Below are 20,947 nucleotides of genomic sequence, written 5' to 3'. Positions count from 1 at the left end.
GACATGCGAGCGACAACCATGACGACCCGATTGCCTGTCTTCTTCCGCCTCCCCCTCCTCGTGCTGGCCGCCGTACTGGTTATCGCCGGCGCACCTGCGCGTGCGCAGAACATCGTCGTCATGGTCAACGGCGATCCGATCACCGATTTCGACATCGAGCAGCGCTCCAAGCTCGATCAGCTGACGACGCAGAAGGTCCCGGGCCGGCAGGACGTCATCAACATACTGATCGACGACAAGATCAAGCTGAAGGAAGGCAAGAAATACGGCGTCGATCCCACCGCTTCCGACATCAACCAGTCCTACGAGGGCATGGCGCAGCGTATGCGCATCTCGCCCGACCAGCTCACCAAGTCGCTTGAGGTCAAGGGCGTGCGCCCCGAAACGCTCAAGAACCGCATGAGGTCCGAGATGGTCTGGACCAGCCTCGTGCGCGGCCGCTTCAAGGAAAAGCTGCTGATCAGCGAGAAGGACGTCGCCGACAAGGTGCGCGAAGGCGGCGAGGAGAAGCTGCAGATCGAGGGCACCGAATACAAGATGCAGCCGATCGTGCTGATCGTGCCGCGCGGCTCGTCCGCCGCTTTCCAGGAGACGCGGATGAAGGAAGCCGAGCAATATCGCTCGCGTGTCGGAAGCTGCGAGGAAGCCAATTCGCTGTTCCGTTCGACGCCGAACGCGACCATCCGCGACAGCGTCACCAAGACCACCGCCGACCTGCCGGAGGCGCTCCGCAAGGTTCTCGACGACACCGCGATCGGCCACCTCACGGCACCCGAAGTGACCAAGTCCGGCATCGAGATGGTCGTGCTTTGCTCGCGCAAGCCGACCACGATCGATACGCCGAAGAAGCGCGAGATCCGCGAGAAGATGTATACGGACAAGTACGAGAAGACCCAGAAGGCCTATCTCGACGAGCTCCGCAAGGCGGCGATGATCGAATATCGCAACCGCTGATGGCCGCTCCCGCAAAGCCCCTTGCACTGACGCTCGGAGAGCCCGCCGGCATCGGCCCCGACATCACCATCGCGGCCTGGCTCAGGCGCCGCGAGCTCGGCCTTCCCGCCTTCTATCTGCTCGGCGACGAGGCGCTGATCGCGCAGCGCGCCAAAGCACTCGGTGCCGAGATCAGGATCGCCGCGGTGAGCCCGGGCGAAGCCGAGAGCGCCTTTGCCGACGCCCTGCCCGTGGTTGCGACCGGCGAGCGTGCGACCGCTGCGCCCGGCAAGCCCGACGCCTCGAGTGCACCGGCCGCGCTGGCGTCGATCCGCCAGGCGGTCAGCGACGTCCGCGCCGGCCGCGCCAGCGCCGTCGTCACCAACCCGATCGCCAAGAGCGTGCTCTACCGCGCGGGCTTCCGTCATCCCGGCCACACCGAATTCCTCGCCGAGCTCGCGAGCCTCGACGGCCGCGTGCCGCAGCCGGTGATGATGCTGTGGTCGCCGCGGCTCGCTGTGGTGCCGGTGACGATCCACGTTTCCTTGCGGGAGGCCCTCACCCAGCTCACGAGCGAGCTCATCGTCTCGACCGTGCGCATCGTCGCGAGCGAGCTCACATCCCGCTTCGGCATTGCGCGGCCGCGGATCGCGATCTCCGGCCTCAATCCGCATGCCGGCGAGGACGGCTCGCTCGGGCATGAGGAGCAGACCGTGATCGCCCCGGCGCTCAAAGTCCTGCGCAATGACGGCATCGACGCCAGGGGACCGCTGCCCGCCGACACCATGTTCCACGAAGCCGCGCGAAACACCTATGACTGCGCGGTCTGCATGTATCACGACCAGGCGCTGATCCCGATCAAGACGGTGGCGTTCGACGACGCCGTCAATGTCACGCTCGGCCTGCCCTTCATCCGCACCTCGCCCGATCACGGCACCGCCTTCGATATCGCCGGCACCGGCAAGGCCAATCCGGCGAGCCTGATCGCGGCGCTCAAGCTTGCCAGCCGCATGGCGGCTGCAAACAGCTGATGAGCGCGATCGACGACCTCCCGCCGCTCCGCGAGGTCATTCGCCAGCACGCCCTGTCGGCCCGTAAATCGCTGGGCCAGAACTTTCTGCTCGATCTCAATCTCACCGCGCGCATCGCGCGCGCCGCAGCGCCGCTGGACAACAGCACCATCGTCGAGATCGGCCCGGGCCCGGGCGGACTGACACGCGCGCTGCTCGCGCTCGGCGCCAAACGCGTCATCGCGATCGAGCATGACGAGCGCGCGATCCCGGCTCTGAATGATATTTCCACGCGCTACCCCGGCCGGCTCGAGATCGTGCATGGCGATGCCATGACGTTCGATCCGCGTTCGCTGCTTGGCGGCGAGCGCGCCAAGATCGTCGCCAATCTGCCCTACAACATCGCGACCCAGCTTCTGATCAACTGGCTCACCAACGAGCCCTGGCCGCCCTGGTACGACATGATGGTGCTGATGTTTCAGCGCGAGGTCGGCGAGCGCATCGTCGCGCGCGAGGACGAGGAGGCCTATGGCCGGCTCGGCGTGCTCGCCAACTGGCGCTGCGAGACGAAAATCCTGTTCGACATCTCACCGTCCGCCTTCGTGCCGCCGCCAAAGGTTACGTCATCCGTCGTGCGCCTGGTGCCGCGCGCGGAGCCTCTGCCCTGCGATCGCAAGATGCTCGAACAGGTCGCGGCCGCAGCCTTCGGCCAGCGCAGGAAAATGCTGCGCCAGAGCCTGAAATCGCTCGGCGTCGATCCGGCGCGACTTGCGACTGCCGCAGGCGTCGATGCGACGCGGCGTGCCGAGACCATACCGATCTCCGGCTTTGTTGCCATGGCGCGTGAATTGGCAGATATACGCAGCGAGGCTCAATAATCGGAATTTCGGAGGAAGGAATATGGCGTTGATGCGTCGGCAATCGCTGGTCAAGTTCGATGCGCCCTTGTGCGAGACCATCGTCGATACGCCCAAGCCGCAAGGCCGCGAGGTGCTGGTGCGCATCGAGCGCTGCGGCCTCTGCCATTCCGACCTGCATATCCAGGACGGCTATGCCGATCTCGGCGGCGGCAAGAAGCTCGACACCACGCGCGGCATGACACTGCCCTTCACGCTCGGCCACGAGATCGCCGGCGTTGTCGACGAAGTCGGCCCCGACGTGCCGGCGGGTCTCGTCGGCAGCAAGAAGGCGGTGTTTCCCTGGATCGGCTGCGGCCAGTGCCGCGACTGCAAGAACGGCGACGAGAACCTCTGCGCCAGGCAGCGCTTCCTCGGCGTCTCCATTGACGGCGGCTTCGCCACCCACGTGCTGGTGCCCGACGCAAAATATCTGCTCGACTACGACCCGCTGCCCGTCAACCAGGCCGCGACCCTGATGTGCTCCGGCGTCACCGCCTATGGCGCACTCAAGCGCCTGGTCGACCGTCCGCGCCAGCGCAACCTCCTGCTGATCGGTCTCGGCGGCGTCGGCATGATGGGCCTGTCGTTCGCCCAGGCGATGTTCAAGCAGCCGATCACGGTCGCCGATCTCTCGCCGGCCGCGCGCGAGACCGCGCTGAAGAACGGCGCGGCCAACGCCTACGATCCGTCCGAGCCCGACGTGATCAAGCGCATCCTGAAGGAGACCGACGGCGGCTTCGACGAGGTCGTTGATTTCGCCGGCAACGAAAAATCAATGGCGTTCGCGGTCGCGGTTGCGGCGCGCGGCGGCAAGGTCGTGGTCTCCGGCCTGATGGGCGGCCAGTTCACGCTGCCCATGGTGCAATGGGTCTACAAGCGCCTCACCGTCGAAGGCTTCATGGTCGGCACGCTTGCCGAGGCGCATGAGCTGATGGCGCTCGCCCGCGCCGGCAAGATCAAGCCGACTCCGATGCGCGAAGAGCCAATGGGCGATGTCCAGAAATGGATCGACGAGCTGCGCGCAGGCCACGTGGTCGGCCGTATCGTGCTGAAGAACTGAGTTTCGATCAGCGGCGGGATACGCGTCTCGCCGCCGCACTCGTTTGCGCAATTAACTCGGAATTCACGCAAGGCCCGGTTCCGCATAAGGGAACCGCGACCTGCGGACTGTGGTCCTCACCATCCATCCCATTTCGGAATTTTGGCCGCGTCCTGTGTTCACTCCTGAACAGAGGGTGCGCGCAATTTCGAAATTCCGTAGTTCTCCGGCCGTGAACAGAGTTCGAGGCGTGGCCCGCGTGCAACGCGGGCGGCTCTTCCGGGTGACCGGCCGGCCCAAGAACGAATTTAGTTAACGCGGCGGCCGCAGCATCTGCAGTGACCAAAACGCGTGCCGCCGCCCCGGTTCCGCGGATGGATCCGGGCGCTCCCGCCCGGATTTGCCGAATTCCGATAACCGTCTGTTTCCCCGAAAACTTGCCCAAAACCAAAGCACAACTTGCATTGAGATGCGAACGGCCGTTCAATGCCGGCATAAGCCGACAGCACATTGCATCACCTGTGGTTTGAGTGGAATGCGGACCCTTCTTGTCATTCTGGGCATCTGGCTCCTGATCAACGTCCTCTTCGTCGTGATCATGATCCCGCCGCGCAAGCCGCGGAAATCTGGCCAGTCGCGATCGTCGAGCGGGCTCGCGCCTGTCCCGATCGGCCAAAATGCCTACGCCTACGATGAGGACGAAAAGGTCTCGCTGCGCCACACGATCATCGCCATCGCGATGGGTGCGCTGTTCTCCCTGACGCCGCCGCTGCTGCAAGCCGTCGACGACATCAAGCAGCTGATCGGCAAATACCGCAAGCCGCGGCAGCTCACCGGAGCGGAAGGCGACGAGCGATCCCTGGAGACGGCCCTGAAAGACCTCCACGCGAATCAGACGTCAGCCGGCGGATCGTCATCGGGCGAGCGCGACACCTCGAAGCACTGAAGCCCCCAATCACTTCGCCCTAAAAGTTGGAACGCCGCGAACCACCCGCGCGTTGCCGCAGTCTCCACTTCGTCATTACGAGCGCAGCAAAGCAATCCAGAGTCGGCGGCGTGACGACCGAACAGCTCGGGCAAAACCTGCCGCGAGAATGACAGGCCACGTTTCCTTCCCGGCCACAATGCGCACAGGAAGCCGCAGCACAGACTGCCGCACCGCTTTTCGCAAGCCAGCCGGGCTGGTAGATTGCCGGCATTGCTTTAGGGGTTTTTGATGCACGCGAGGATTTTCAATCGCGTTCTGGTGCTGGCAGCGCTCGTCGCGGCCACGCTTGCCGTCGCGCTCCAACCGGCATCAGCCGAGAAGCGCATCGCGCTGGTGGTCGGCAACTCCGCCTACAAGAACATCACGCCGCTCGACAATCCGTCGAAGGATGCAAGCCTGATGGCGGAGACGCTCGGCACACTCGGCTTCACGCTGGTCGGCGGCCATGCCCAGCTCGACCTCGACAAGGCTGCGATGGACATCGCCGTGCAGAGCTTTGGCCGGCAGGTGCAGGGCGCCGACGTCGCGCTGTTCTATTATGCCGGTCACGGCGTCCAGGTCGCGGGCTCGAATTATCTCGTGCCGGTCGGCGCCAATCCGACGCGCGAGGCCGATGTCGACTTCCAGATGACCGACGTCAATCTGGTGCTGCGGCAGATGCAGGGCTCCGGCACGCGGCTCAATCTCGTCATCCTCGATGCCTGCCGCAACAACCCGTTTGGCTCGCGCGGCCTGCGTTCCTCCGATGGCGGTCTTGCGCAGATGCGCGCGCCGGAGGGCACGCTGATCTCCTACGCCACGCAGCCCGGCAATGTTGCCCAGGACGGCACCGACGGTCACAGCCCCTACACCAAGGCGCTGGCCGCGACGGTCCGGACCGCAGGTCTCGACGTATTCCAGACCTTCAACCAGGTCGGCCTCGCCGTGAAGCGCGCTACATCAGGCGCGCAGCAGCCCTGGGTGTCGTCCTCGCCAATCGACGGCACCTTCTACTTCGTACCAGCGACGCAAGTCGCGCCGCCCCCGGTCGCGGCGATGCAGCCCGACCCACTGCCGGCGGACCGCCTGCGCGCCGATCCCGACCGCGTGCCGTTGCGCGACGCCGCGCTGCTCAGCGAATTGAACGAGCGGCTCTACGAGCTCAATTTCGACCCCGATACGCCCGACGGACTGACGCGCGCGATCACGAAGCTGCAGCAGCGGATTTCGATGGCACCGACGGGTGAAGCGACCGAAGGCCTGCTGCTGCGAATGCGCAAGATGGAGGATCTCAAGCCGTGGGGCTCGATCGTCTATGGCCCAGATGGCAACAAATGGGGCATCTCGTGGAACCATGCCTCACGGCGCGCGGCGGTGGCGGATGCGCGCGGCAATTGCGCCGGCTCGAAATGTCCGATCGAACTCTCCTTCTACGGCAAAAGCTGCGGCGCCTTCGCGATCTCGGACAAGTCGTGGTCGCTGGTCCAGCGCGATAGCGTGCAGCGCGCGAAGGACGCCGCGCTTGACGAATGCGGCAAGGCTGGCAAAGCTTGCCGCATTATTGGAAGCGTTTGTGCCGACGGCTCCGGCCGTTGAGTTTTCATCATGATGGATTTCGCGCTCATGTCGAACACCGCAAGCCGCCATTTTGCCCTCGCCGCATTTCTGCTCGCCCTCGCCGCTCCTTCGGCCTTCGCGCAATCCGGCAGCGCCGGCGGCTCGATCGGCAATGACGAAAAATCGCTGTCCGGCTCGCGCCAGGATAGTTCTTCAGGCCGCTCCGCGGAACCCGCGCCATCCGAGCGCCGGAGCAAGCCGGCCGCTGACGAACAACGCTCGTCGTCGCGGCGCAGCGGTGGAGGCGGTAGTGGCGGCGGCGGCAGCTTTGACGGCGCCTGGGCCGTCACCAGTGTCGGTTGCGGCGGCACGACCAGCGGCGCGACGGTCGTGACCTCGGGTCGTGTGATCGCCGAAGGCGTCAGCGGGACCGTCAGCCCGAATGGCTCGGTGCACACGTTCGGGCATGGTGAAGGCGGCATCACCTATACCGGCGCCGGCCGCCTTTCGGGGCGCAGCGGTTCCGGTACTTTCCGCCGCTCCGACGGCTGCTCGGGAACCTGGACCGCGAGCAAGCAATAGCGCCGGCAAAAAGCCTGAATTCGCGGTGGAACGGACACCGCGCAGGCCCAATTCAAGCCACATCCTCTCCGGATTTGCGGCTCATTGCCACCTAACTCTTTGTTGAGAAAGGGAAGGTAACGAGTTGCGTCATGCGTAATCGGGAGACCAGGATGGGCAACCGCACCGCAAAGTTCATATCCGCGCTGATTGGCAGCATCATTGCCGGCGCACCGCTGGCGGCCGTGTCGCAGAACGCGCCGAGCGCCCCCAGCACCGCAAGCACAGCGAATGCGGCAGGCGACTGTCTCGCCTCGCCGAAGGGTGTCGCGCCGCAGGGCCAGCACTGGTTCTACCGCGTCGAGCGTTCGACCAAGCGGCAATGCTGGTATTTGCGTGCCGAAGGCGCCAAGGAAGGTGCTAAGGCGACGCAAAGCGCGCAGGCGACGGCCGATGCGCCGGATGCAGCTCCAGCCGCGCCGCCATCGGTGCAGAATGCGCATGCTGAATACGTCGCGCCGCAGACCGGCCCCGCAGCGAGCCCGCCCGCGCCGGCCGCAGCCGTAACGCCGCAGGCTCCCGGCACCACTGATGCCAATGCAGCGCAGCCCGCCGTCGCCACGCGCTGGCCCGATGCCGCACCCGCTTCGCCCGCACCGCAACCATCCGCTGCCGCACCTGCAGCGGCGTCCGCACAGCCGAGCGCGAAGCCGGCCGCATCCCCTGCCCCGGTAACGCTCGCCGCGGCAGATGCGCCCGCCGACAAGCCGACCGGATCGGTGCAGATGCTGCTAGTCGTCATCGGCGGCGCGCTGGCGCTCGCCGGCGTCCTCGCCAGCGTGATTTATCGCTTCGCCGGTGGACGCGCGCGCGCCCAGACGGCCGATCGCCGCGTGAACTGGGACCATCGGCAGGATGACGAGGACAGCCGCGCGCCCTGGCATGCCGAGCCGGCGCCGCGCGTGGAACGGCCGCGTCCGGTGGACTTCGACGCGATGCGCGTAGAAGCCCCGCAGATCGCCGCATTCTCCACCGCTATCGGCCGGATCGCTGCGCAGGGCCGTTCCGTTGAGGTTGCGACAGCAGAGCCCGACGAGGCAGAGCCTAACGAGACTCGGATTGACCATTTCGACGGCGAGTTCGAGATCGAGGCCCCGGCGCCTCACCTCGCCGCCGACGACATCCACCGCGAAGAGCCGGCAGAGCACGATGCTGAAGCGCATGAAGAACATGCGCGCGAGGAGGCTACCGCCGCCGACATTGATATCATCACGGCGATGCTGGAGCGGCTCGCGACGGAAGGGCCGCGACTGACGCGGCGTGGCCCTGAAGCTGACCTTGCTAGCCTTGAAGCTGACCTTGCAGCCCTCGCACGAAGCCCACGAGGCCAGTCCGCCGCTCGCGCTTGAGCCGCTCGGCCTTCAGTATCGACTGCACCTCGGCGAAGGCGTCATCAACATTGTGGTTGATGACGATGTAGTCGTACTCGGCCCAGTGGCTCATCTCGTGGCTGGCGCGGCTCATCCGCTTGCGGATCACCTCGTCGGAATCCTGCGCGCGCGAATGTAGCCGCTTCTCGAGATCGCTGGCCGACGGCGGCAGGATGAAGACGCTGACGACGTCCGCACGCGCTTTTTCGCGCAACTGCTGGGTACCCTGCCAGTCGATGTCGAACAGCACGTCCTGCCCCGCCGACAGCGCGGCCTCGACGGGCGCACGCGGCGTGCCGTAGCTGTTGTCGAACACGGTGGCCCATTCCAGCAGCTCGTCGCCCTTCACCATGGCGTCGAACCTGGGCTTGTCGACGAACAGATAGTCGCGGCCGTCGACCTCGCCGGGCCGCATCGACCGCGTGGTCGCCGACACCGACATGCGCAGGCCGGGCATGCGGTCGATCAGGAGACGCGACAACGTCGTCTTGCCCGCGCCCGATGGCGAGGACAGCACGAACATCAGCCCGCGCCGCTCGACACCGTCAGTTCCGTGACCGCCCGTCGTCATCGATCACTCCAGATTCTGGACCTGCTCGCGGAATTGCTCGACCACGTTCTTCATGGCGAGCCCGGTATTGGTCAGCTCGATATCGTTCGACTTCGAGCAGCAGGTGTTGACCTCGCGGTGAAACTCCTGCGCCAGGAAATCGAGCTTGCGCCCGACCGGACCGCCCTTGCCGATCAGCTCGCGCGCCTGCGCGATGTGGGAGGTGATGCGGTCGAGCTCCTCGCGGATGTCCGCCCTGGTCGCGATCAGGATCGCCTCCTGCATCAGGCGGTCGGAATCGAAACGGTCGGAGGTGTCCAGCAGCGCGGCGATCTGCTCGGCAAGCCTCGCCTTGATCGCCTCAGGCTTGCGGCCCGGCGCGGCTTCCGCCTTCTTCGCGAGCTGCTCGACCTCATCGACCCGCTGGGTCAGGATCTGCCCGAGCGAGGCGCCCTCGCGCTTGCGCATCTCGACGAGTTCGGCGAGCGCCTTGTCGAAGGCATCCGCGGCCGCGGCCCGCGCGGCCTTGTCCTCCTCCTCGTCACCCTCGGGCTCGGCGACCTCGACGACACCCTTGATGGCCAGAAGTCCGTCGACACTCGGCGCGACCGCGTCGACCTTGCCGGCGATGACGGAGGCGGCCTTCAGCACGGCATTGAGCACGTCCTCATTGACGCGGACGGAGGCCGCGGCATTGGCGCGCTTGACGGTGAGATTGGCGTAGACCGTACCGCGCGACAGAAGCTCGGCGGCGCGCTTCTTGGCGTAGGCTTCGAGCTCGTCGAACCCCTGCGGCAGCCGCACCCGCAAGTCAAAGCCCTTGGCGTTGACCGACTTCAATTCCCATTCGAACGTATACGGCCCGCTAGCGCCGTGGCTTCGGGCAAAGCCGGTCATGGACGACAGCGCCATCAGGTCAAATTCTCCGGAAACATGGGATTCGCGAGGCCATCGGGCCATGTGAATCTTAAGACTATTTTGCAGGAAAGTGGAATCCGCAAAGTCCCGTAGGCAGGCCTGCGCTAGCGCTGGATTACCGGCGGCGACGGCTGAACCGCGCCCTGCCGCGCGGGCGCCGGACTAGCGGGCCGCGCCGGCGGCTTCTTCTGCTGGGTCGGCTTGGGCGTGGTCGCGGTCGGCGCGGTATCCGCAGCCGCAGGCGCCGCGGCGGCCGGTGCCGGCGCGTCGTCGGCAGGCTCGACCGTGTCGTTCTGGATCTGCTTCTCCATCGCGCGCAGCTTGGCGACGTTCTTCTGGTGCGCGTCGTAGGTCTCGGTGAAGGCGTGCCCGCCGGTGCCGTCCGCGACGAAGAAGAGGTCGCGGGTGCGGGCCGGGTTGGCGGCCGCCTCCAGCGAGGCGCGGCCGGGGTTGGCGATCGGGCCCGGCGGCAGGCCCTCGATCACATAGGTATTGTAGGGCGAGGGCTGCGTGATCTCGCTGCGCTTGATCGGACGTCCCAGCGTGCCCTTGCCGCCGACGAGGCCGTAGATGATGGTCGGGTCGGACTGCAGCTTGATCTTCTGCTTGAGCCGATTGACGAACACGGCAGCGACCCGGCTGCGCTCGTCCGGCTTGCCGGTCTCCTTCTCGACGATCGAGGCGAGCGTCACCAGCTGCTCCGGAGTCTTGACCGGAAGGTCCTGGCTGCGACGCTCCCAGATCTCCGCGAGCACGCGCTTGTGCGCCTGCTGCATGCGCTGGATCACCTGGTCGCGCGGGGTCCCGCGCGGGAACTTGTAGGTCTCGGGCAGCAGCGTGCCCTCGCGTGGCAATTCGCGCACGCTGCCGGTGAAGATGTCGTTGTCGGACAACCGCGCCACGATCTGCTCGGAGGTCAGGCCTTCCGGAATCGTGACGGAATGCTGCACCACCTTGCCCTCGACGATGGTGGCAATGACATCGCGCAGGGACGCATTCTTCTGGAACGAATATTCCCCCGGCTTTAGGTCCGAGCTCGCCTTCAGCGCAGCCACCGCGGCGATGAACACCCACGGATTGACATCGGTCACGCTTTCCTTGTTCAGGGTGTCGGCGATGTCACGCTTGCCCGCACGCTGCGGGATGTTGACGATCTTGTCTTCCTTCAGCGGCCCCGGCGCCTCGAGCACCTGCCGGCCGTAATAATATGCGCCGCCGGCGCCGAGCATGGCGATCAGCAGCAGGGTGATGATGGCGTTGCCGACCACGACAAAGGGATTGCGAGCCCGCTCCGAACGCTTCGGCGGCGGCGGGACCTGCTCGGGCTCGAGCGCTGCCCGCGGACTCCGGGGCGAAATGGGCGGCCTTTCACTCATCGATGCAACCTGAATCCTGCCGGTTCAATCGCAGCCTGACAATCGCTTGCCGAGCCAAATGCACGCGCCCACAGACATGACTATCGCCGAATACGGCAAAACGGTGGATTCGTCGCAAACACAAACTAATGGGTCAGGCGCCGGAAGATGACCGAGGCATTGGTACCGCCGAAACCAAAAGAATTCGACAACGCGACATTCACCTCGCGCTGCTTCGCCTTGTGCGGCACCAGATCGATCGCAGTCTCCACCGACGGGTTGTCCAGATTGATGGTCGGCGGAACGACATTATCGCGAATCGCGAGGATAGCGAAGATCGCCTCGATCGCGCCGGCCGCGCCGAGCAGATGGCCGGTCGACGATTTGGTTGAGGACATCGCAACCTTGGAGGCGGTATTGCCGAGCAGGCGCTCCACCGCGCCGAGCTCGATCTCGTCGCCGAGCGGTGTCGAGGTGCCGTGTGCGTTGATGTAGTCGAGGTCGGATGCCGTGAGGCCGGCGCGCTTGAGCGCGGCCGCCATGCTGCGGAAGCCGCCATCGCCATCGGGCGACGGCGACGTAATGTGATAGGCGTCACCCGACAGACCGTAGCCGATCACCTCGGCGTAGATCCTGGCGCCGCGGCGCTGGGCGTGCTCGAGCTCCTCCAGGACGAGGACGCCGGCGCCCTCCCCCATGACGAAACCGTCGCGGTCCTTGTCGTAGGGGCGCGAGGCCTTCTCCGGCGTCTCGTTGAACCCGGTCGAGAGCGCGCGCGCGGCGTTGAATCCGGCAATGCCGATGCGGCTGATCGGCGACTCGGCGCCACCGGCGACCATCACGTCGGCATCGCCGAGCGCGATCAGGCGGGCAGCATCGCCAACGGCATGTGCACCGGTCGAGCAGGCCGTGACCACCGAATGGTTCGGCCCCTTCAACCCGTGCTTGATCGAGACGTAGCCGGAAGCGAGATTGATCAGGCGGCCCGGAATGAAGAACGGCGACACCCGGCGCGGGCCTCGTTCCTTCAGCAGGATCGCGGTGTCGGCAATGCCGGTCAGGCCGCCGATGCCCGAGCCGATCATGGTGCCGGTCGCGCATTTGTCCTCTTCGGTCTCAGGATGCCAGTTGGCATCGTCGAGCGCCTGGCCGGCCGCGGCCATGCCGAAGATGATGAAGTCGTCGACCTTGCGCTGGTCCTTCGGCTCCATCCAGATATCGGGATTGAAAGTATCGTTCGAGCCGTCGCCGCGCACGACGGTGCAGGCGTATTTGGTCTGCAGATCGGAGACATCGAAGCTCTCGATCCTGCGCGCACCGCTTTCGCCGTTGAGGATGCGTTTCCAGGTCGGCTCGACGCCACAGCCGAGTGGCGACACCATGCCGAGACCAGTGACGACAACCCGCCTCATATCCGAAAACTCCGCATCGAAAGATTCACGGCCAATAACAAGAAACCGGCTGACCGCTGGGAAGCGGCCCGTCCGGTTTCAATGTTGTCCCCGCGAAAATGAAGAGCCTTAGCTCTTCGCGTTCTTCTCGAGAAACTTCGTAGCGTCGCCGACGGTGAGAATCGTTTCCGCGGCGTCGTCCGGAATCTCGCACCCGAATTCTTCTTCGAACGCCATCACCAGTTCGACGGTGTCCAGACTGTCGGCGCCGAGGTCATCGATGAAGCTCGCTGCGTCGACAACCTTCTCGGGTTCAACACCAAGGTGTTCGACCACGATCTTCTTAACCCGCTCGCCAATGTCACTCATTGCATAACCTCGTGTTGTTCCCTGTAGACCCGACCCCCCGGGACGATACGAGCCGTCGTGGTCGTTGACTGCCTTCGCTTACGAACTTTGATTTGGCCCCACCTTAACCGATGGAGGCCCGGCGAACGACGGCCAAGGCTCCGCATCGCCAATATACAGGGTTTCAAAAACCTGCAATGGCGTTCTTTGCCCATCCGTTGGAGGTCCGGTTATCATACTTCAATTGCCTTGACTATAAGCCTCAATTCGCTCCGGAAACGGCCGTTTGCCGCATCTTGCCCCGCCCATGTGGGCAGTGCGGAACGACGTATCAGATCATGGCCATGCCGCCGTTGACATGGATGGTCTGGCCGGTGACGTAGGCCGCTTCGTTCGAACTCAGGTAGACCGCGGCAGCCGCAATGTCCTCGGGCGTCCCCAGGCGGTTGGCCGGAACCTTGGTCAGAATCGTCTCGCGCTGCTTGTCGTTGAGCGCATCCGTCATCGGCGTCTTGATGAAGCCGGGCGCGATGCAGTTCGCCGTCACGCCGCGCTTGGCGTATTCGGCACCTAACGTCTTGATCATGCCGATCAGGCCGGCCTTCGACGCAGTGTAATTGCCCTGCCCGGGATTGCCGGTGACGCCGACCACCGAGGTGATCGCAATGATACGGCCGAAGCGCTTGCGCATCATCAATTTGGTGGCGGCACGCGCCAAGCGGAAGGTCGCGGTCAGATTGACGTTGATGACCTCGTCCCAATCCTCATCACGAAGCTGAACAAAGAGATTGTCACGCGTGATGCCGGCGTTGGCGATGAGAATGTCGACCTGGCCCATCGCAGCTTCGGCGGCCGGGACCAGCGCCTCGACCTCGTCGGCCTTGGAGAGATTGCAGGGCAGCACGAGGGCACGCTCGCCGAGCTTGCCGGCCAGCTCATCCAGCACTTCCTTCCGCGTTCCCGAAATGGCGACGGTGGCGCCCTGTGCGTGCAGGGCCTGCGCGATCGCGCCGCCGATGCCGCCCGTCGCGCCGGTGACGAGCGCCTTTTTGCCAGTCAGATCGAACATCGAGTACTCCTCTAGCCCTGCTTCGCTGCGGCCAATGCATCCTTGGCGGCGGCAATGTCGTTCGGACCGCCCACGGCAACGCCGATGGCGCCGTCGGCGATGCGCTTGACCAGGCCCGTCAGCACCTTGCCCGCGCCGATCTCGAAGAAACGGGTGACGCCCTGCCCTGCCATATAGGCCACCGACTCGCGCCAGCGCACAGTGCCGGTCACCTGCTCGACCAGGCGGCGGCGAATCTCGTCGGGATCGGTGATGGCGCTCGCCAGCACGTTCGACACCAGCGGCGCAGCCGGCGCCTTGATCGTGACCTTGGACAGCGCCTCGGCCATCGCGTCGGCGGCGGGCTGCATCAGCTTGCAATGGAATGGCGCGGACACCGGCAGCAGCATGGCGCGCTTGGCGCCCTTGGTCTTGGCGATCTCGACCGCGCGATCGACCGCCGCCTTGTCGCCGGAGACGACCACCTGCCCACCGCCATTGTCATTTGCAGCCTGGCAGACCTGGCCCTGAGCCGCCTCCTTGGCGACCTCCATGGCCGCGTCGTAATCGAGGCCAAGCAGCGCGGCCATGGCGCCGGCACCGACCGGCACAGCCTTTTGCATTGCGAGACCGCGGGTGCGAAGCAGGCGCGCAGTGTCCGAGATCGTCAGACTGCCGGCCGCGGCCAGCGCTGAATATTCGCCGAGCGAGTGGCCGGCAACGAACGCCGCATCCCGTCCCACGGAAAACCCGGCTTCAGCCTCCAGCACGCGCAGAGTGGCTACAGACACCGCCATCAAGGCCGGTTGGGCGTTCTCGGTGAGCTGAAGGGTTTCGGCCGGGCCATCCCAGATCGTGGCCGTCAGCTTCTCCCCAAGCGCAGCATCGACCTCGTCGAACACGGCGCGCGCCACCGGAAAGGCGTCGGCCAACGCCTTGCCCATACCAACCGCCTGGGAACCCTGCCCCGGAAATGTGAATGCTGCCGTCATCGGCACTCCCTGGATCGCTTGAACCGCGTGCTTCGAGAACCCGGCAGCCGATGACGTCCGGCCCGAGCCTTGGTTCCCGACCATGCTCCGAAAGGGGCCGTAGACACTGTCCAGGGCTGGAATGTCAAGCCGAGATAGGAACTTCGGCCTGCGTTCAACTGGAGATGCGGCCCCTAAAATCCACCGTTGGTCTGATTGGCATCGACCGCCGCCCCTGCCTGCGCGCGGCGCGCGCTGTTCACCAGCTGGCCGGGACGGTCATCCCGATCAGGCTTCGCGGTCGCAAGCCGCAGCACGGCTGCGTAACCCGGCTGCACCTCCATTCGCTCCGCATGCCGGCTCTCGCTCAACAGACGATGAACCTTCGGCAGATTGTAGCAGGGCACGTAGAACAGCAGATGATGCTCGAGGTGGTAGTTCACGTAGTACGGCGCGATGAACAGGCGCTCGAGGATATTGGCATGCGTGGTGCGGGTGTTGCGCAAGGGATCGCTGCTGTCGGGCACGACGGCATGCTCGGCGATGTTGCGGATGCGGGTGATGACCATCATCCAGGTCAATAGCGGCACCAGCCATAGCAGCGGATAGGCCCACCATACGCCGGCCGCGGTGAGCGCCGCGAACATCGCGGCGTTGACGAGGCATTGCGGGCCGAGCTTCTCCCAGAAATGCGCGGCGCGCTGCCGCCACGGCCAGTCCTTCGGACCGAGCGCGTTGAGCAATTGCGCCTTGCGCTGCTGGTAGCCGGTCTGTCCGGTGATATCGCGAATGAACTTGCGACGATAGCTCAGCTTGGTGATCGGAAACGGCGCCGACAGCACGAGATCCGGGTCATCCTCCTGCTGGGTGCGTGCATGATGCTGCAGGTGATAGCGGCGATAGCTGCGTGTCTCCGCAAAGAGCGGATAGGCGCAGAGCCATTGGCTCAGGGCCAGATTGGTTTTCTCGTCGGCGGACAGGCAACCATGCGCGCCGTCATGCATCAGGATCGCGAGCCCAAGCTGGCGCGAGCCGATGATGGCGACGGCGAGAACATAGGTGATCGGATTGGGCCACCACGCGACCATGGCGATCGCGCCAATGATCAGCGCCCAGGCGTGGGCGATCATCGCGACACCCTTCCAGGTCACGCGCTGCCGCACATCAGCCAATTGATCGTCGGTCAGGAAATCGCGGGCACGCATGCGAAGCGCGGTCATGACCTACCCCTCCTCATTCGAATTCGTTGATGCGTCGCGGTCGTCGACAAGACGCAGACGTGCAGCATCGGCTGTGGATTTTGCCTGCTCGCCGAGCACGCGCAGCATCTCTTCGCAGAGTGCCTCGGGCGAGCGGCCCATGGCGTAGCCCTCGAGAATGATGCCGATGGCGACGGCCCAGAAGCGTCGCGAGCTTTCGTCGGGCGCGCGCAGTGAGCGCCAGCCATGGCGGGCCACTTGGCCTGCATAAGCGCGTGCGCCTTCGCTGTGCAGGCGTTCGATGGTGCGCTCGACCAACGGCGCCAGATCCTGCCGCCGCCGCGTCAGCGTCAACGCCTCGGCGAAGAAGGCGATCGAATCGCTCGCCGTCACGGTCTCGGCCAGCGCGTGGGTGTATTCCCGCGGTGTGCGCGCCCTCAGCGCCGCCTGCTCGGTCGCGCGCGCCAGATACAGGAGCTCGCGGCAGGCGCATTCGACGAACAGCGCCTCCTTGGTGCGGAAGTAATAGGTGATCTGGCTCGGAAACGCGTCCGCAGCGGCTGCGATATCGGTGATTGCGGTGCCCGACAGCCCCCGCTCCCGAAACAGCGGACTGGCGGCATCCAGCAGCAGCGACCGCATCTTGCGCCCGGCCGAGCGCGTCGCCCGCGCGGCATGTTTGGGGTCGCCAGCCGCCTCAAACGGCTCCTGGGCCGACTTTTCCACCATCGGATCCTCTCCCTGGTTTATTTGTATGGCATACAAACAAACAGATCAAGCCGGATGTGGTATGGGGGGATCGGTTGCCACCGCCCCGCACCGGGACGGTCCGGGCCGAAAACACGGCGGCAAACCTTGCCAAGCCGGCCAAAATCCGTATAACGCGCGCATCCGCAGACCCCGGCCGGGAGCTGAACGGACGGTCTCAGCAAATCATTCGTGATTTTGGTGTGGCAGGGCCAGTCGGCCCGTCGTCCCGTGTTTCCGCCTTCTGAGCTTAATCCCAGAGTCCTTTCCGAAGGTCTCTTAAGGGCTTGACGCCGGGCAATGCGCTAACACGAGGAAAGGACGATAATGGCTCTCTATGAGCATGTTTTTCTCGCGCGCCAAGACGCGAGCACGCAGCAGGTCGAAGAGCTGACTGCGCAGATGACCGGAATCGTCGAGGGTCTCGGCGGCAAGGTCACCAAGACCGAGAATTGGGGCGTTCGCTCCCTCACCTATCGCATGAACAAGAACCGCAAGGCGCACTTCGTGCTGCTCAACATCGACGCGCCCTCCGCGGCGATCGCCGAGATCGAGCGCCAGGAGCGCATCAGCGAGGACGTGATCCGCTATCTCAGCGTTCGCGTCGAGGAGCTCGAGGAAGGTCCGTCTGCGATGATGCGCAAGGCCGACCGCGATCGCGAGCGTGACGACCGTGGCGGCGGCTTCCGTGGTGAACGTGAAGGTGGCTTCCGTGGCGACCGCGAAGGCGGTTTCCGTGGTGGCGATCGTGATGGTGGCGGCTTCCGCGGCGATCGCGGCCCGCGCCGTCCGCGCGACGAAGCTGAAACCACGACGGATGGGGAGTAAGACCAATGGCTGAAGCTGGTGCACGTCGCCCGTTTTTCCGTCGCCGCAAGAGCTGCCCGTTCACCGGAGCCAATGCGCCGAAGATCGACTACAAGGACTCCAAGCTGCTGATGCGTTACGTCTCCGAGCGCGGCAAGATCGTGCCGAGCCGCATCACCGCAGTGTCCGCGAAGAAGCAGCGTGAGCTCGCCCGCGCCATCAAGCGCGCGCGGTTCCTGGGCCTGCTACCCTACGTCATTCGCTAAGACGAATTCGACCGGCGGCGTTCACGCCGCCGGTCGTGACTTTTCTGAACTCATAAGGCTTCCGGGTCGTCCGGTCGCCGATGGTTGGGGCAAAGCGCCTCTAACCGCTCGAAGGGAGCGGGACAGCTGATGATGGTATTTGGACTGATAGCCCTGATCGCCGGCGCTGCGTCGGCCCTGATGTTCGCCTCGATCATGTCGGGCGCGCTGATTTCGCTTGTCCTGGTTTACCTCGCTCCGCTGCCGCTCATGCTCGCCGCGATCGCCTGGGGACCGTTCTGCGGCGCACTTGGTGGCCTCGTCGCGACGCTCGTCATTGCCGGCGCGCTCAGCCCATCCCTCGCTCTCGGTTATGGTCTCGCATTCGCGCTGCCGGCCTGGTGGCTTGGCCATCTCGCCATGCTGGGAAGACACGTGGCTGGCGGCATCGCGAGTGCCGATGCGGCCTTGCCCCAGGTCGAATGGTATCCGCTTGGACGTATTCTGCTCTGGATTGCGGCGCTGGCAACGCTCCTGACCGCGGGATCGCTGTATTCGCTGGGGAGCGATGCGTCGGCCATCAGCGATGCGATGCGCCGCGGCTTCGCCAAGATTCTTTCAATGGTGAGCGAGACGACCATTACGGAGAGTGATCCCCGCGTCGGCCTGATGGTCGCGGTCATTCCGGTTCTGGTCGCCGCATCGCAGATGGCGACGCTGACCTTGAATCTCTGGCTTGCCGCCAAGGTCGCGGCTGTTTCAGGCCGGCTGCATCGGCCGTGGCCCGACCTCAGCGGCACGAGCTTGCCGCCGATGACGCTGGTGGCACTCTGCGTCGCGCTCGCATTCAGCTTCTTCAGTGGAATGACCGGCATTCTCGCCGTCGTCGTCACGACCGTCCTGATGATGGCCTATGCGCTGGTCGGCTTTGCTGTTCTGCACACCGTCACGCGCGGCCTCGCCAATCGCGGAATCTGGCTCGCCGCCGCCTACGCCATCGTCTTCATGTTCAGCGTGAGCCTCATCCTGCTGACCGCCCTTGGGCTTGCGGACGCCGTGTTCGGCTTCCGCGAGCGCTTCCTGCGCAACCGGCAACCGCCGCCATTGCCGACAACTTAAGTCCAACCCGAAAACTGAAAACCCAGAGCACTTCAAAGGAGAACGAATATGGAAGTCATTTTGCTGGAACGCGTGAGCAAGCTCGGCCAGATGGGCGAAGTCGTGAAGGTTCGCGACGGCTATGCCCGCAATTTCCTGCTCAAGCGCGGCAAGGCGCTGCGCGCCACCGCCGACAACCGTGCCAAGTACGACGGCATGAAGGCCGATCTCGAAGCTCGCAACCTCGCGTCGAAGGGCGAGGCGTCCAAGATCGCCGAGAAGATCCAGGGCAAGAACATCATCGTGATCCGTCAGGCGTCCGAAGCCGGCCAGCTGTTCGGCTCGGTCACGGTGCGTGACGTCGTCACGGCGTTCGAAGCCGATGGCGTTTCGCTCGACCGGCCGCAGGTGCAGCTCGACGCGCCGATCAAGACCATCGGCAAGCACTCGATCACCGTCGCGGTTCACCCCGAGGTCGAGGTCGAGGTCACCGTCACCGTCGCGCGCAGCCAGGACGAGGCCGAGCGCATCAACCGCGGCGAGGACATCTCCACCCGCAACGAGGACCGCGACGCGGCCGCCGAGGCGATTGCCGCCGCCGGCGAGTTCTTCGATCCGGAAGCCCAGCACGACGACGCCGAGCCGGCCCCGGCTGCGGAAGAGACCGAGAAGTAAGCCTAGCCTTTATGCAGGCTGCGAAGCCCGGCTGCCTCAGGCAGCCGGGCTTTTCGTTTTGAGCGCAACATCCTCGCTCAGCATGGCGATCGAGGCGAGCGCCGTTGCCGTGTGCTTCTCGACGCCGTCGATCAGGCAGAACACGTCGGCCGCGACGACCGAGACCTGGCGGCCCGGCTTGATCACCCTGGCCCGGCAGATCAGCTTGTCGCCGACCGCTGGCGACAGCAGGTTGAGCTTGTATTCTGCCGTCAGCGCCGGCTGGCCGCGCGAGGTCGCCGCCGCAATGGTCGTGGCATTGTCGACCAGGAAGGCGGTGACGCCGCCGTGGAAGAAGCCGTGCTGCTGCAACAGCTCCGGCCGGCGCTCGACCGCAATCGTACAGGCGCCCCGCGACAATTCCGACAGCTCGGCACCGACCAGGTTCATAAAGCCCTGCCGGCCGACATTGGCGTGGATGCGCTCGGCAATCGGAGTAAACTCGGGATCGGCTTCGTCGCTCATGTCGCCACTCCTTCCCTGTTGTTGATGCGCCCCGATGGCACCAGCGCACGGATGGCGCAGGCGATCAGCGTGTCGGCTTCACCGCGCGGATCGGCGTGGTCGCGCCCGGAGAGGAAGGCCCGGCAGAAGATCTGTGCCGGGCCGATCAGCTGACTGACGAACATCACCGGTGCCATCGGCAGAAGCTCGCCACTTGCGACCAGCGGCGCACGCCAGCGCTCGATGCCTTCGGCGAGCCGCGCATTCTGCGCGCGCTGGGCGTCGCGGATGTCTTCGCCCCACTCGTTGCGCGATATCTCGAAGAGATAGCGCGCCTCGCGGCGGCTCAGCACGACCCAGTCGAGATGGGCGCGGATCAGGCGATCGATGCCCTGCTCCGCGTCAGCGACCTGATCGAGCACTGCGAGCATCGCGGCGTGATAGTGCCGCAGCACCTCCAGGAACAACGCGCCAGCGAGCTCATTCTTGGAGCCGAAGATATGAAAGAAGCTGCCGTTGGAGGCACGGGCCTTGGCGCGGATCGCAGCGACCGTCGCGCCCTCGAAGCCCGACCGGTCGAACACCGCGAGTCCCGCAGCCAATAGATCGTCGCGAACGCCGGATGACATCGCCACCTCCTAGAGTGATACTCTAGAGTATTACTCCACAGATGGTCAAGACGACACGAAGGCCGCGCTGGGCGCGGCCTTCGCAGA

The 20,947-nt window shown here is 65.2% G+C and carries 23 protein-coding genes; 12 read left to right on the top strand and 11 right to left on the bottom strand.

The annotated features are described in order from the left end of the window. The first annotated feature begins 18 nt into the window (after positions 1–18). The 8 genes from ACLFLU_RS19875 (at position 19) to ACLFLU_RS19840 (ending at position 8,375) form a co-directional block, all read left to right on the top strand. On the top strand, positions 19–954 hold the full coding sequence (locus ACLFLU_RS19875) for a peptidylprolyl isomerase (protein ID WP_426413839.1): 936 nt from the start codon (positions 19–21) through the stop codon (positions 952–954). Beyond that, positions 954–1,964: a 4-hydroxythreonine-4-phosphate dehydrogenase PdxA gene (gene pdxA / locus ACLFLU_RS19870; protein ID WP_426413838.1), complete on the top strand. Its 1,011-nt coding sequence runs from the start codon at positions 954–956 to the stop codon at positions 1,962–1,964. The genes ACLFLU_RS19875 and pdxA overlap by 1 nt, the downstream gene beginning before the upstream one ends. Then, positions 1,964–2,821 carry a 16S rRNA (adenine(1518)-N(6)/adenine(1519)-N(6))-dimethyltransferase RsmA gene (gene rsmA, locus ACLFLU_RS19865; RefSeq protein ID WP_426413837.1) on the top strand — a complete coding sequence of 286 codons (858 nt, stop codon included), beginning with the start codon at positions 1,964–1,966 and terminating at the stop codon, positions 2,819–2,821. The genes pdxA and rsmA overlap by 1 nt, the downstream gene beginning before the upstream one ends. Positions 2,822–2,843: 22 nt before the next feature. After that, positions 2,844–3,902 (top strand): alcohol dehydrogenase, encoded by a 1,059-nt coding sequence (locus ACLFLU_RS19860; RefSeq protein WP_426413836.1) that lies wholly within the window; start codon positions 2,844–2,846, stop codon positions 3,900–3,902. A 514-nt stretch (positions 3,903–4,416) separates the two neighbouring features. Beyond that, positions 4,417–4,827, top strand: coding sequence for a phosphonate metabolism protein PhnM (locus ACLFLU_RS19855; RefSeq protein ID WP_426413835.1), 411 nt, complete (start codon positions 4,417–4,419; stop codon positions 4,825–4,827). A gap of 270 nt (positions 4,828–5,097) precedes the next feature. Continuing rightward, on the top strand, positions 5,098–6,444 hold the full coding sequence (locus ACLFLU_RS19850; RefSeq protein WP_426413834.1) for a caspase family protein: 1,347 nt from the start codon (positions 5,098–5,100) through the stop codon (positions 6,442–6,444). Positions 6,445–6,471: 27 nt separating this feature from the next. Continuing rightward, positions 6,472–6,987, top strand: coding sequence for a hypothetical protein (locus ACLFLU_RS19845; RefSeq protein WP_426413833.1), 516 nt, complete (start codon positions 6,472–6,474; stop codon positions 6,985–6,987). 152 nt (positions 6,988–7,139) lie between these two features. Then, a complete protein-coding gene (locus ACLFLU_RS19840; protein WP_426413832.1) occupies positions 7,140–8,375 on the top strand; it encodes a hypothetical protein in 1,236 nt (411 codons plus the stop codon). Here ACLFLU_RS19840 and gmk read toward each other — a convergent pair. From gmk to ACLFLU_RS19795, 9 genes are all read right to left on the bottom strand, one after another. After that, positions 8,308–8,967: a guanylate kinase gene (gmk, locus tag ACLFLU_RS19835; protein WP_426413831.1), complete on the bottom strand. Its 660-nt coding sequence runs from the start codon at positions 8,965–8,967 to the stop codon at positions 8,308–8,310. The genes ACLFLU_RS19840 and gmk overlap by 68 nt on opposite strands. A 3-nt stretch (positions 8,968–8,970) precedes the next feature. Further along, positions 8,971–9,858 (bottom strand): YicC/YloC family endoribonuclease, encoded by an 888-nt coding sequence (locus ACLFLU_RS19830; protein WP_426413830.1) that lies wholly within the window; start codon positions 9,856–9,858, stop codon positions 8,971–8,973. A 110-nt stretch (positions 9,859–9,968) separates the two neighbouring features. Continuing rightward, positions 9,969–11,240 carry an endolytic transglycosylase MltG gene (gene mltG / locus ACLFLU_RS19825; protein WP_426413829.1) on the bottom strand — a complete coding sequence of 424 codons (1,272 nt, stop codon included), beginning with the start codon at positions 11,238–11,240 and terminating at the stop codon, positions 9,969–9,971. Between the two features lie 125 nt (positions 11,241–11,365). Then, positions 11,366–12,631 carry a beta-ketoacyl-ACP synthase II gene (fabF, locus tag ACLFLU_RS19820; RefSeq protein ID WP_426413828.1) on the bottom strand — a complete coding sequence of 422 codons (1,266 nt, stop codon included), beginning with the start codon at positions 12,629–12,631 and terminating at the stop codon, positions 11,366–11,368. A gap of 108 nt (positions 12,632–12,739) precedes the next feature. Beyond that, entirely contained in the window at positions 12,740–12,979 is a 240-nt protein-coding gene (locus tag ACLFLU_RS19815) for an acyl carrier protein (RefSeq protein WP_008130699.1), read from the bottom strand. A gap of 310 nt (positions 12,980–13,289) precedes the next feature. Beyond that, positions 13,290–14,027, bottom strand: a complete 738-nt coding sequence (gene fabG / locus ACLFLU_RS19810; protein ID WP_027535227.1) for a 3-oxoacyl-[acyl-carrier-protein] reductase — start codon at positions 14,025–14,027, stop codon at positions 13,290–13,292. Between the two features lie 11 nt (positions 14,028–14,038). Continuing rightward, a complete protein-coding gene (gene fabD / locus ACLFLU_RS19805; RefSeq protein WP_426413827.1) occupies positions 14,039–14,998 on the bottom strand; it encodes an ACP S-malonyltransferase in 960 nt (319 codons plus the stop codon). Positions 14,999–15,171: 173 nt separating this feature from the next. After that, the gene (locus ACLFLU_RS19800) at positions 15,172–16,197 is read right to left on the bottom strand and encodes a fatty acid desaturase family protein (protein ID WP_426413826.1); all 1,026 of its coding nucleotides are present in this window, start codon (positions 16,195–16,197) and stop codon (positions 15,172–15,174) included. Between the two features lie 3 nt (positions 16,198–16,200). Beyond that, on the bottom strand, positions 16,201–16,905 hold the full coding sequence (locus tag ACLFLU_RS19795; protein WP_426413825.1) for a TetR/AcrR family transcriptional regulator C-terminal domain-containing protein: 705 nt from the start codon (positions 16,903–16,905) through the stop codon (positions 16,201–16,203). Positions 16,906–17,250: 345 nt separating this feature from the next. On the opposite strand from ACLFLU_RS19795, the gene rpsF reads away from it, so the two are divergent. The 4 genes from rpsF to rplI all read left to right on the top strand — a co-directional run bounded on the left by rpsF (position 17,251) and on the right by rplI (position 19,748). Continuing rightward, on the top strand, positions 17,251–17,751 hold the full coding sequence (rpsF, locus tag ACLFLU_RS19790) for a 30S ribosomal protein S6 (protein ID WP_148770971.1): 501 nt from the start codon (positions 17,251–17,253) through the stop codon (positions 17,749–17,751). Between the two features lie 5 nt (positions 17,752–17,756). Beyond that, positions 17,757–17,996 (top strand): 30S ribosomal protein S18, encoded by a 240-nt coding sequence (gene rpsR, locus ACLFLU_RS19785; protein WP_007592020.1) that lies wholly within the window; start codon positions 17,757–17,759, stop codon positions 17,994–17,996. Positions 17,997–18,125: 129 nt separating this feature from the next. Next, positions 18,126–19,094 (top strand): DUF2232 domain-containing protein, encoded by a 969-nt coding sequence (locus tag ACLFLU_RS19780; RefSeq protein ID WP_426413824.1) that lies wholly within the window; start codon positions 18,126–18,128, stop codon positions 19,092–19,094. A gap of 48 nt (positions 19,095–19,142) precedes the next feature. Continuing rightward, on the top strand, positions 19,143–19,748 hold the full coding sequence (gene rplI, locus ACLFLU_RS19775; protein WP_426413823.1) for a 50S ribosomal protein L9: 606 nt from the start codon (positions 19,143–19,145) through the stop codon (positions 19,746–19,748). Between the two features lie 36 nt (positions 19,749–19,784). Here the strand turns inward: rplI and ACLFLU_RS19770 are convergent, their stop codons facing one another. Next, complete coding sequence (locus ACLFLU_RS19770; protein ID WP_426413822.1) at positions 19,785–20,252, bottom strand: PaaI family thioesterase; 468 nt, start codon at positions 20,250–20,252, stop codon at positions 19,785–19,787. Continuing rightward, a complete protein-coding gene (locus tag ACLFLU_RS19765; protein WP_426413821.1) occupies positions 20,249–20,860 on the bottom strand; it encodes a TetR/AcrR family transcriptional regulator in 612 nt (203 codons plus the stop codon). The genes ACLFLU_RS19770 and ACLFLU_RS19765 overlap by 4 nt, the downstream gene beginning before the upstream one ends. Positions 20,861–20,947: the final 87 nt, after the last annotated feature.

The organism is Bradyrhizobium ganzhouense, assembly GCF_049949285.1.
GTDB classification, from domain to species: domain Bacteria; phylum Pseudomonadota; class Alphaproteobacteria; order Rhizobiales; family Xanthobacteraceae; genus Bradyrhizobium; species Bradyrhizobium ganzhouense.
This window is presented reverse-complemented; position numbering and strand designations above follow the sequence as displayed.

Bases quoted from the DNA above. Each gene is read 5' to 3' on its own strand.
- pdxA (WP_426413838.1), top strand. From the start codon at position 954: ATGGCCGCTCCCGCAAAGCCCCTTGCACTGACGCTCGGAGAGCCCGCC.
- mltG (WP_426413829.1), bottom strand. From the start codon at position 11,240: ATGAGTGAAAGGCCGCCCATTTCGCCCCGGAGTCCGCGGGCAGCGCTC.
- ACLFLU_RS19860 (WP_426413836.1), top strand. From the start codon at position 2,844: ATGGCGTTGATGCGTCGGCAATCGCTGGTCAAGTTCGATGCGCCCTTG.
- fabF (WP_426413828.1), bottom strand. From the start codon at position 12,631: ATGAGGCGGGTTGTCGTCACTGGTCTCGGCATGGTGTCGCCACTCGGC.
- ACLFLU_RS19840 (WP_426413832.1), top strand. From the start codon at position 7,140: ATGGGCAACCGCACCGCAAAGTTCATATCCGCGCTGATTGGCAGCATC.
- rplI (WP_426413823.1), top strand. From the start codon at position 19,143: ATGGAAGTCATTTTGCTGGAACGCGTGAGCAAGCTCGGCCAGATGGGC.
- ACLFLU_RS19770 (WP_426413822.1), bottom strand. From the start codon at position 20,252: ATGAGCGACGAAGCCGATCCCGAGTTTACTCCGATTGCCGAGCGCATC.
- ACLFLU_RS19850 (WP_426413834.1), top strand. From the start codon at position 5,098: ATGCACGCGAGGATTTTCAATCGCGTTCTGGTGCTGGCAGCGCTCGTC.
- rpsF (WP_148770971.1), top strand. From the start codon at position 17,251: ATGGCTCTCTATGAGCATGTTTTTCTCGCGCGCCAAGACGCGAGCACG.
- ACLFLU_RS19765 (WP_426413821.1), bottom strand. From the start codon at position 20,860: ATGTCATCCGGCGTTCGCGACGATCTATTGGCTGCGGGACTCGCGGTG.
- fabG (WP_027535227.1), bottom strand. From the start codon at position 14,027: ATGTTCGATCTGACTGGCAAAAAGGCGCTCGTCACCGGCGCGACGGGC.
- ACLFLU_RS19830 (WP_426413830.1), bottom strand. From the start codon at position 9,858: ATGGCGCTGTCGTCCATGACCGGCTTTGCCCGAAGCCACGGCGCTAGC.
- fabD (WP_426413827.1), bottom strand. From the start codon at position 14,998: ATGACGGCAGCATTCACATTTCCGGGGCAGGGTTCCCAGGCGGTTGGT.
- ACLFLU_RS19875 (WP_426413839.1), top strand. From the start codon at position 19: ATGACGACCCGATTGCCTGTCTTCTTCCGCCTCCCCCTCCTCGTGCTG.
- rpsR (WP_007592020.1), top strand. From the start codon at position 17,757: ATGGCTGAAGCTGGTGCACGTCGCCCGTTTTTCCGTCGCCGCAAGAGC.
- ACLFLU_RS19815 (WP_008130699.1), bottom strand. From the start codon at position 12,979: ATGAGTGACATTGGCGAGCGGGTTAAGAAGATCGTGGTCGAACACCTT.
- ACLFLU_RS19800 (WP_426413826.1), bottom strand. From the start codon at position 16,197: ATGACCGCGCTTCGCATGCGTGCCCGCGATTTCCTGACCGACGATCAA.
- gmk (WP_426413831.1), bottom strand. From the start codon at position 8,967: ATGACGACGGGCGGTCACGGAACTGACGGTGTCGAGCGGCGCGGGCTG.
- ACLFLU_RS19855 (WP_426413835.1), top strand. From the start codon at position 4,417: ATGCGGACCCTTCTTGTCATTCTGGGCATCTGGCTCCTGATCAACGTC.
- ACLFLU_RS19795 (WP_426413825.1), bottom strand. From the start codon at position 16,905: ATGGTGGAAAAGTCGGCCCAGGAGCCGTTTGAGGCGGCTGGCGACCCC.
- ACLFLU_RS19780 (WP_426413824.1), top strand. From the start codon at position 18,126: ATGATGGTATTTGGACTGATAGCCCTGATCGCCGGCGCTGCGTCGGCC.
- rsmA (WP_426413837.1), top strand. From the start codon at position 1,964: ATGAGCGCGATCGACGACCTCCCGCCGCTCCGCGAGGTCATTCGCCAG.
- ACLFLU_RS19845 (WP_426413833.1), top strand. From the start codon at position 6,472: ATGTCGAACACCGCAAGCCGCCATTTTGCCCTCGCCGCATTTCTGCTC.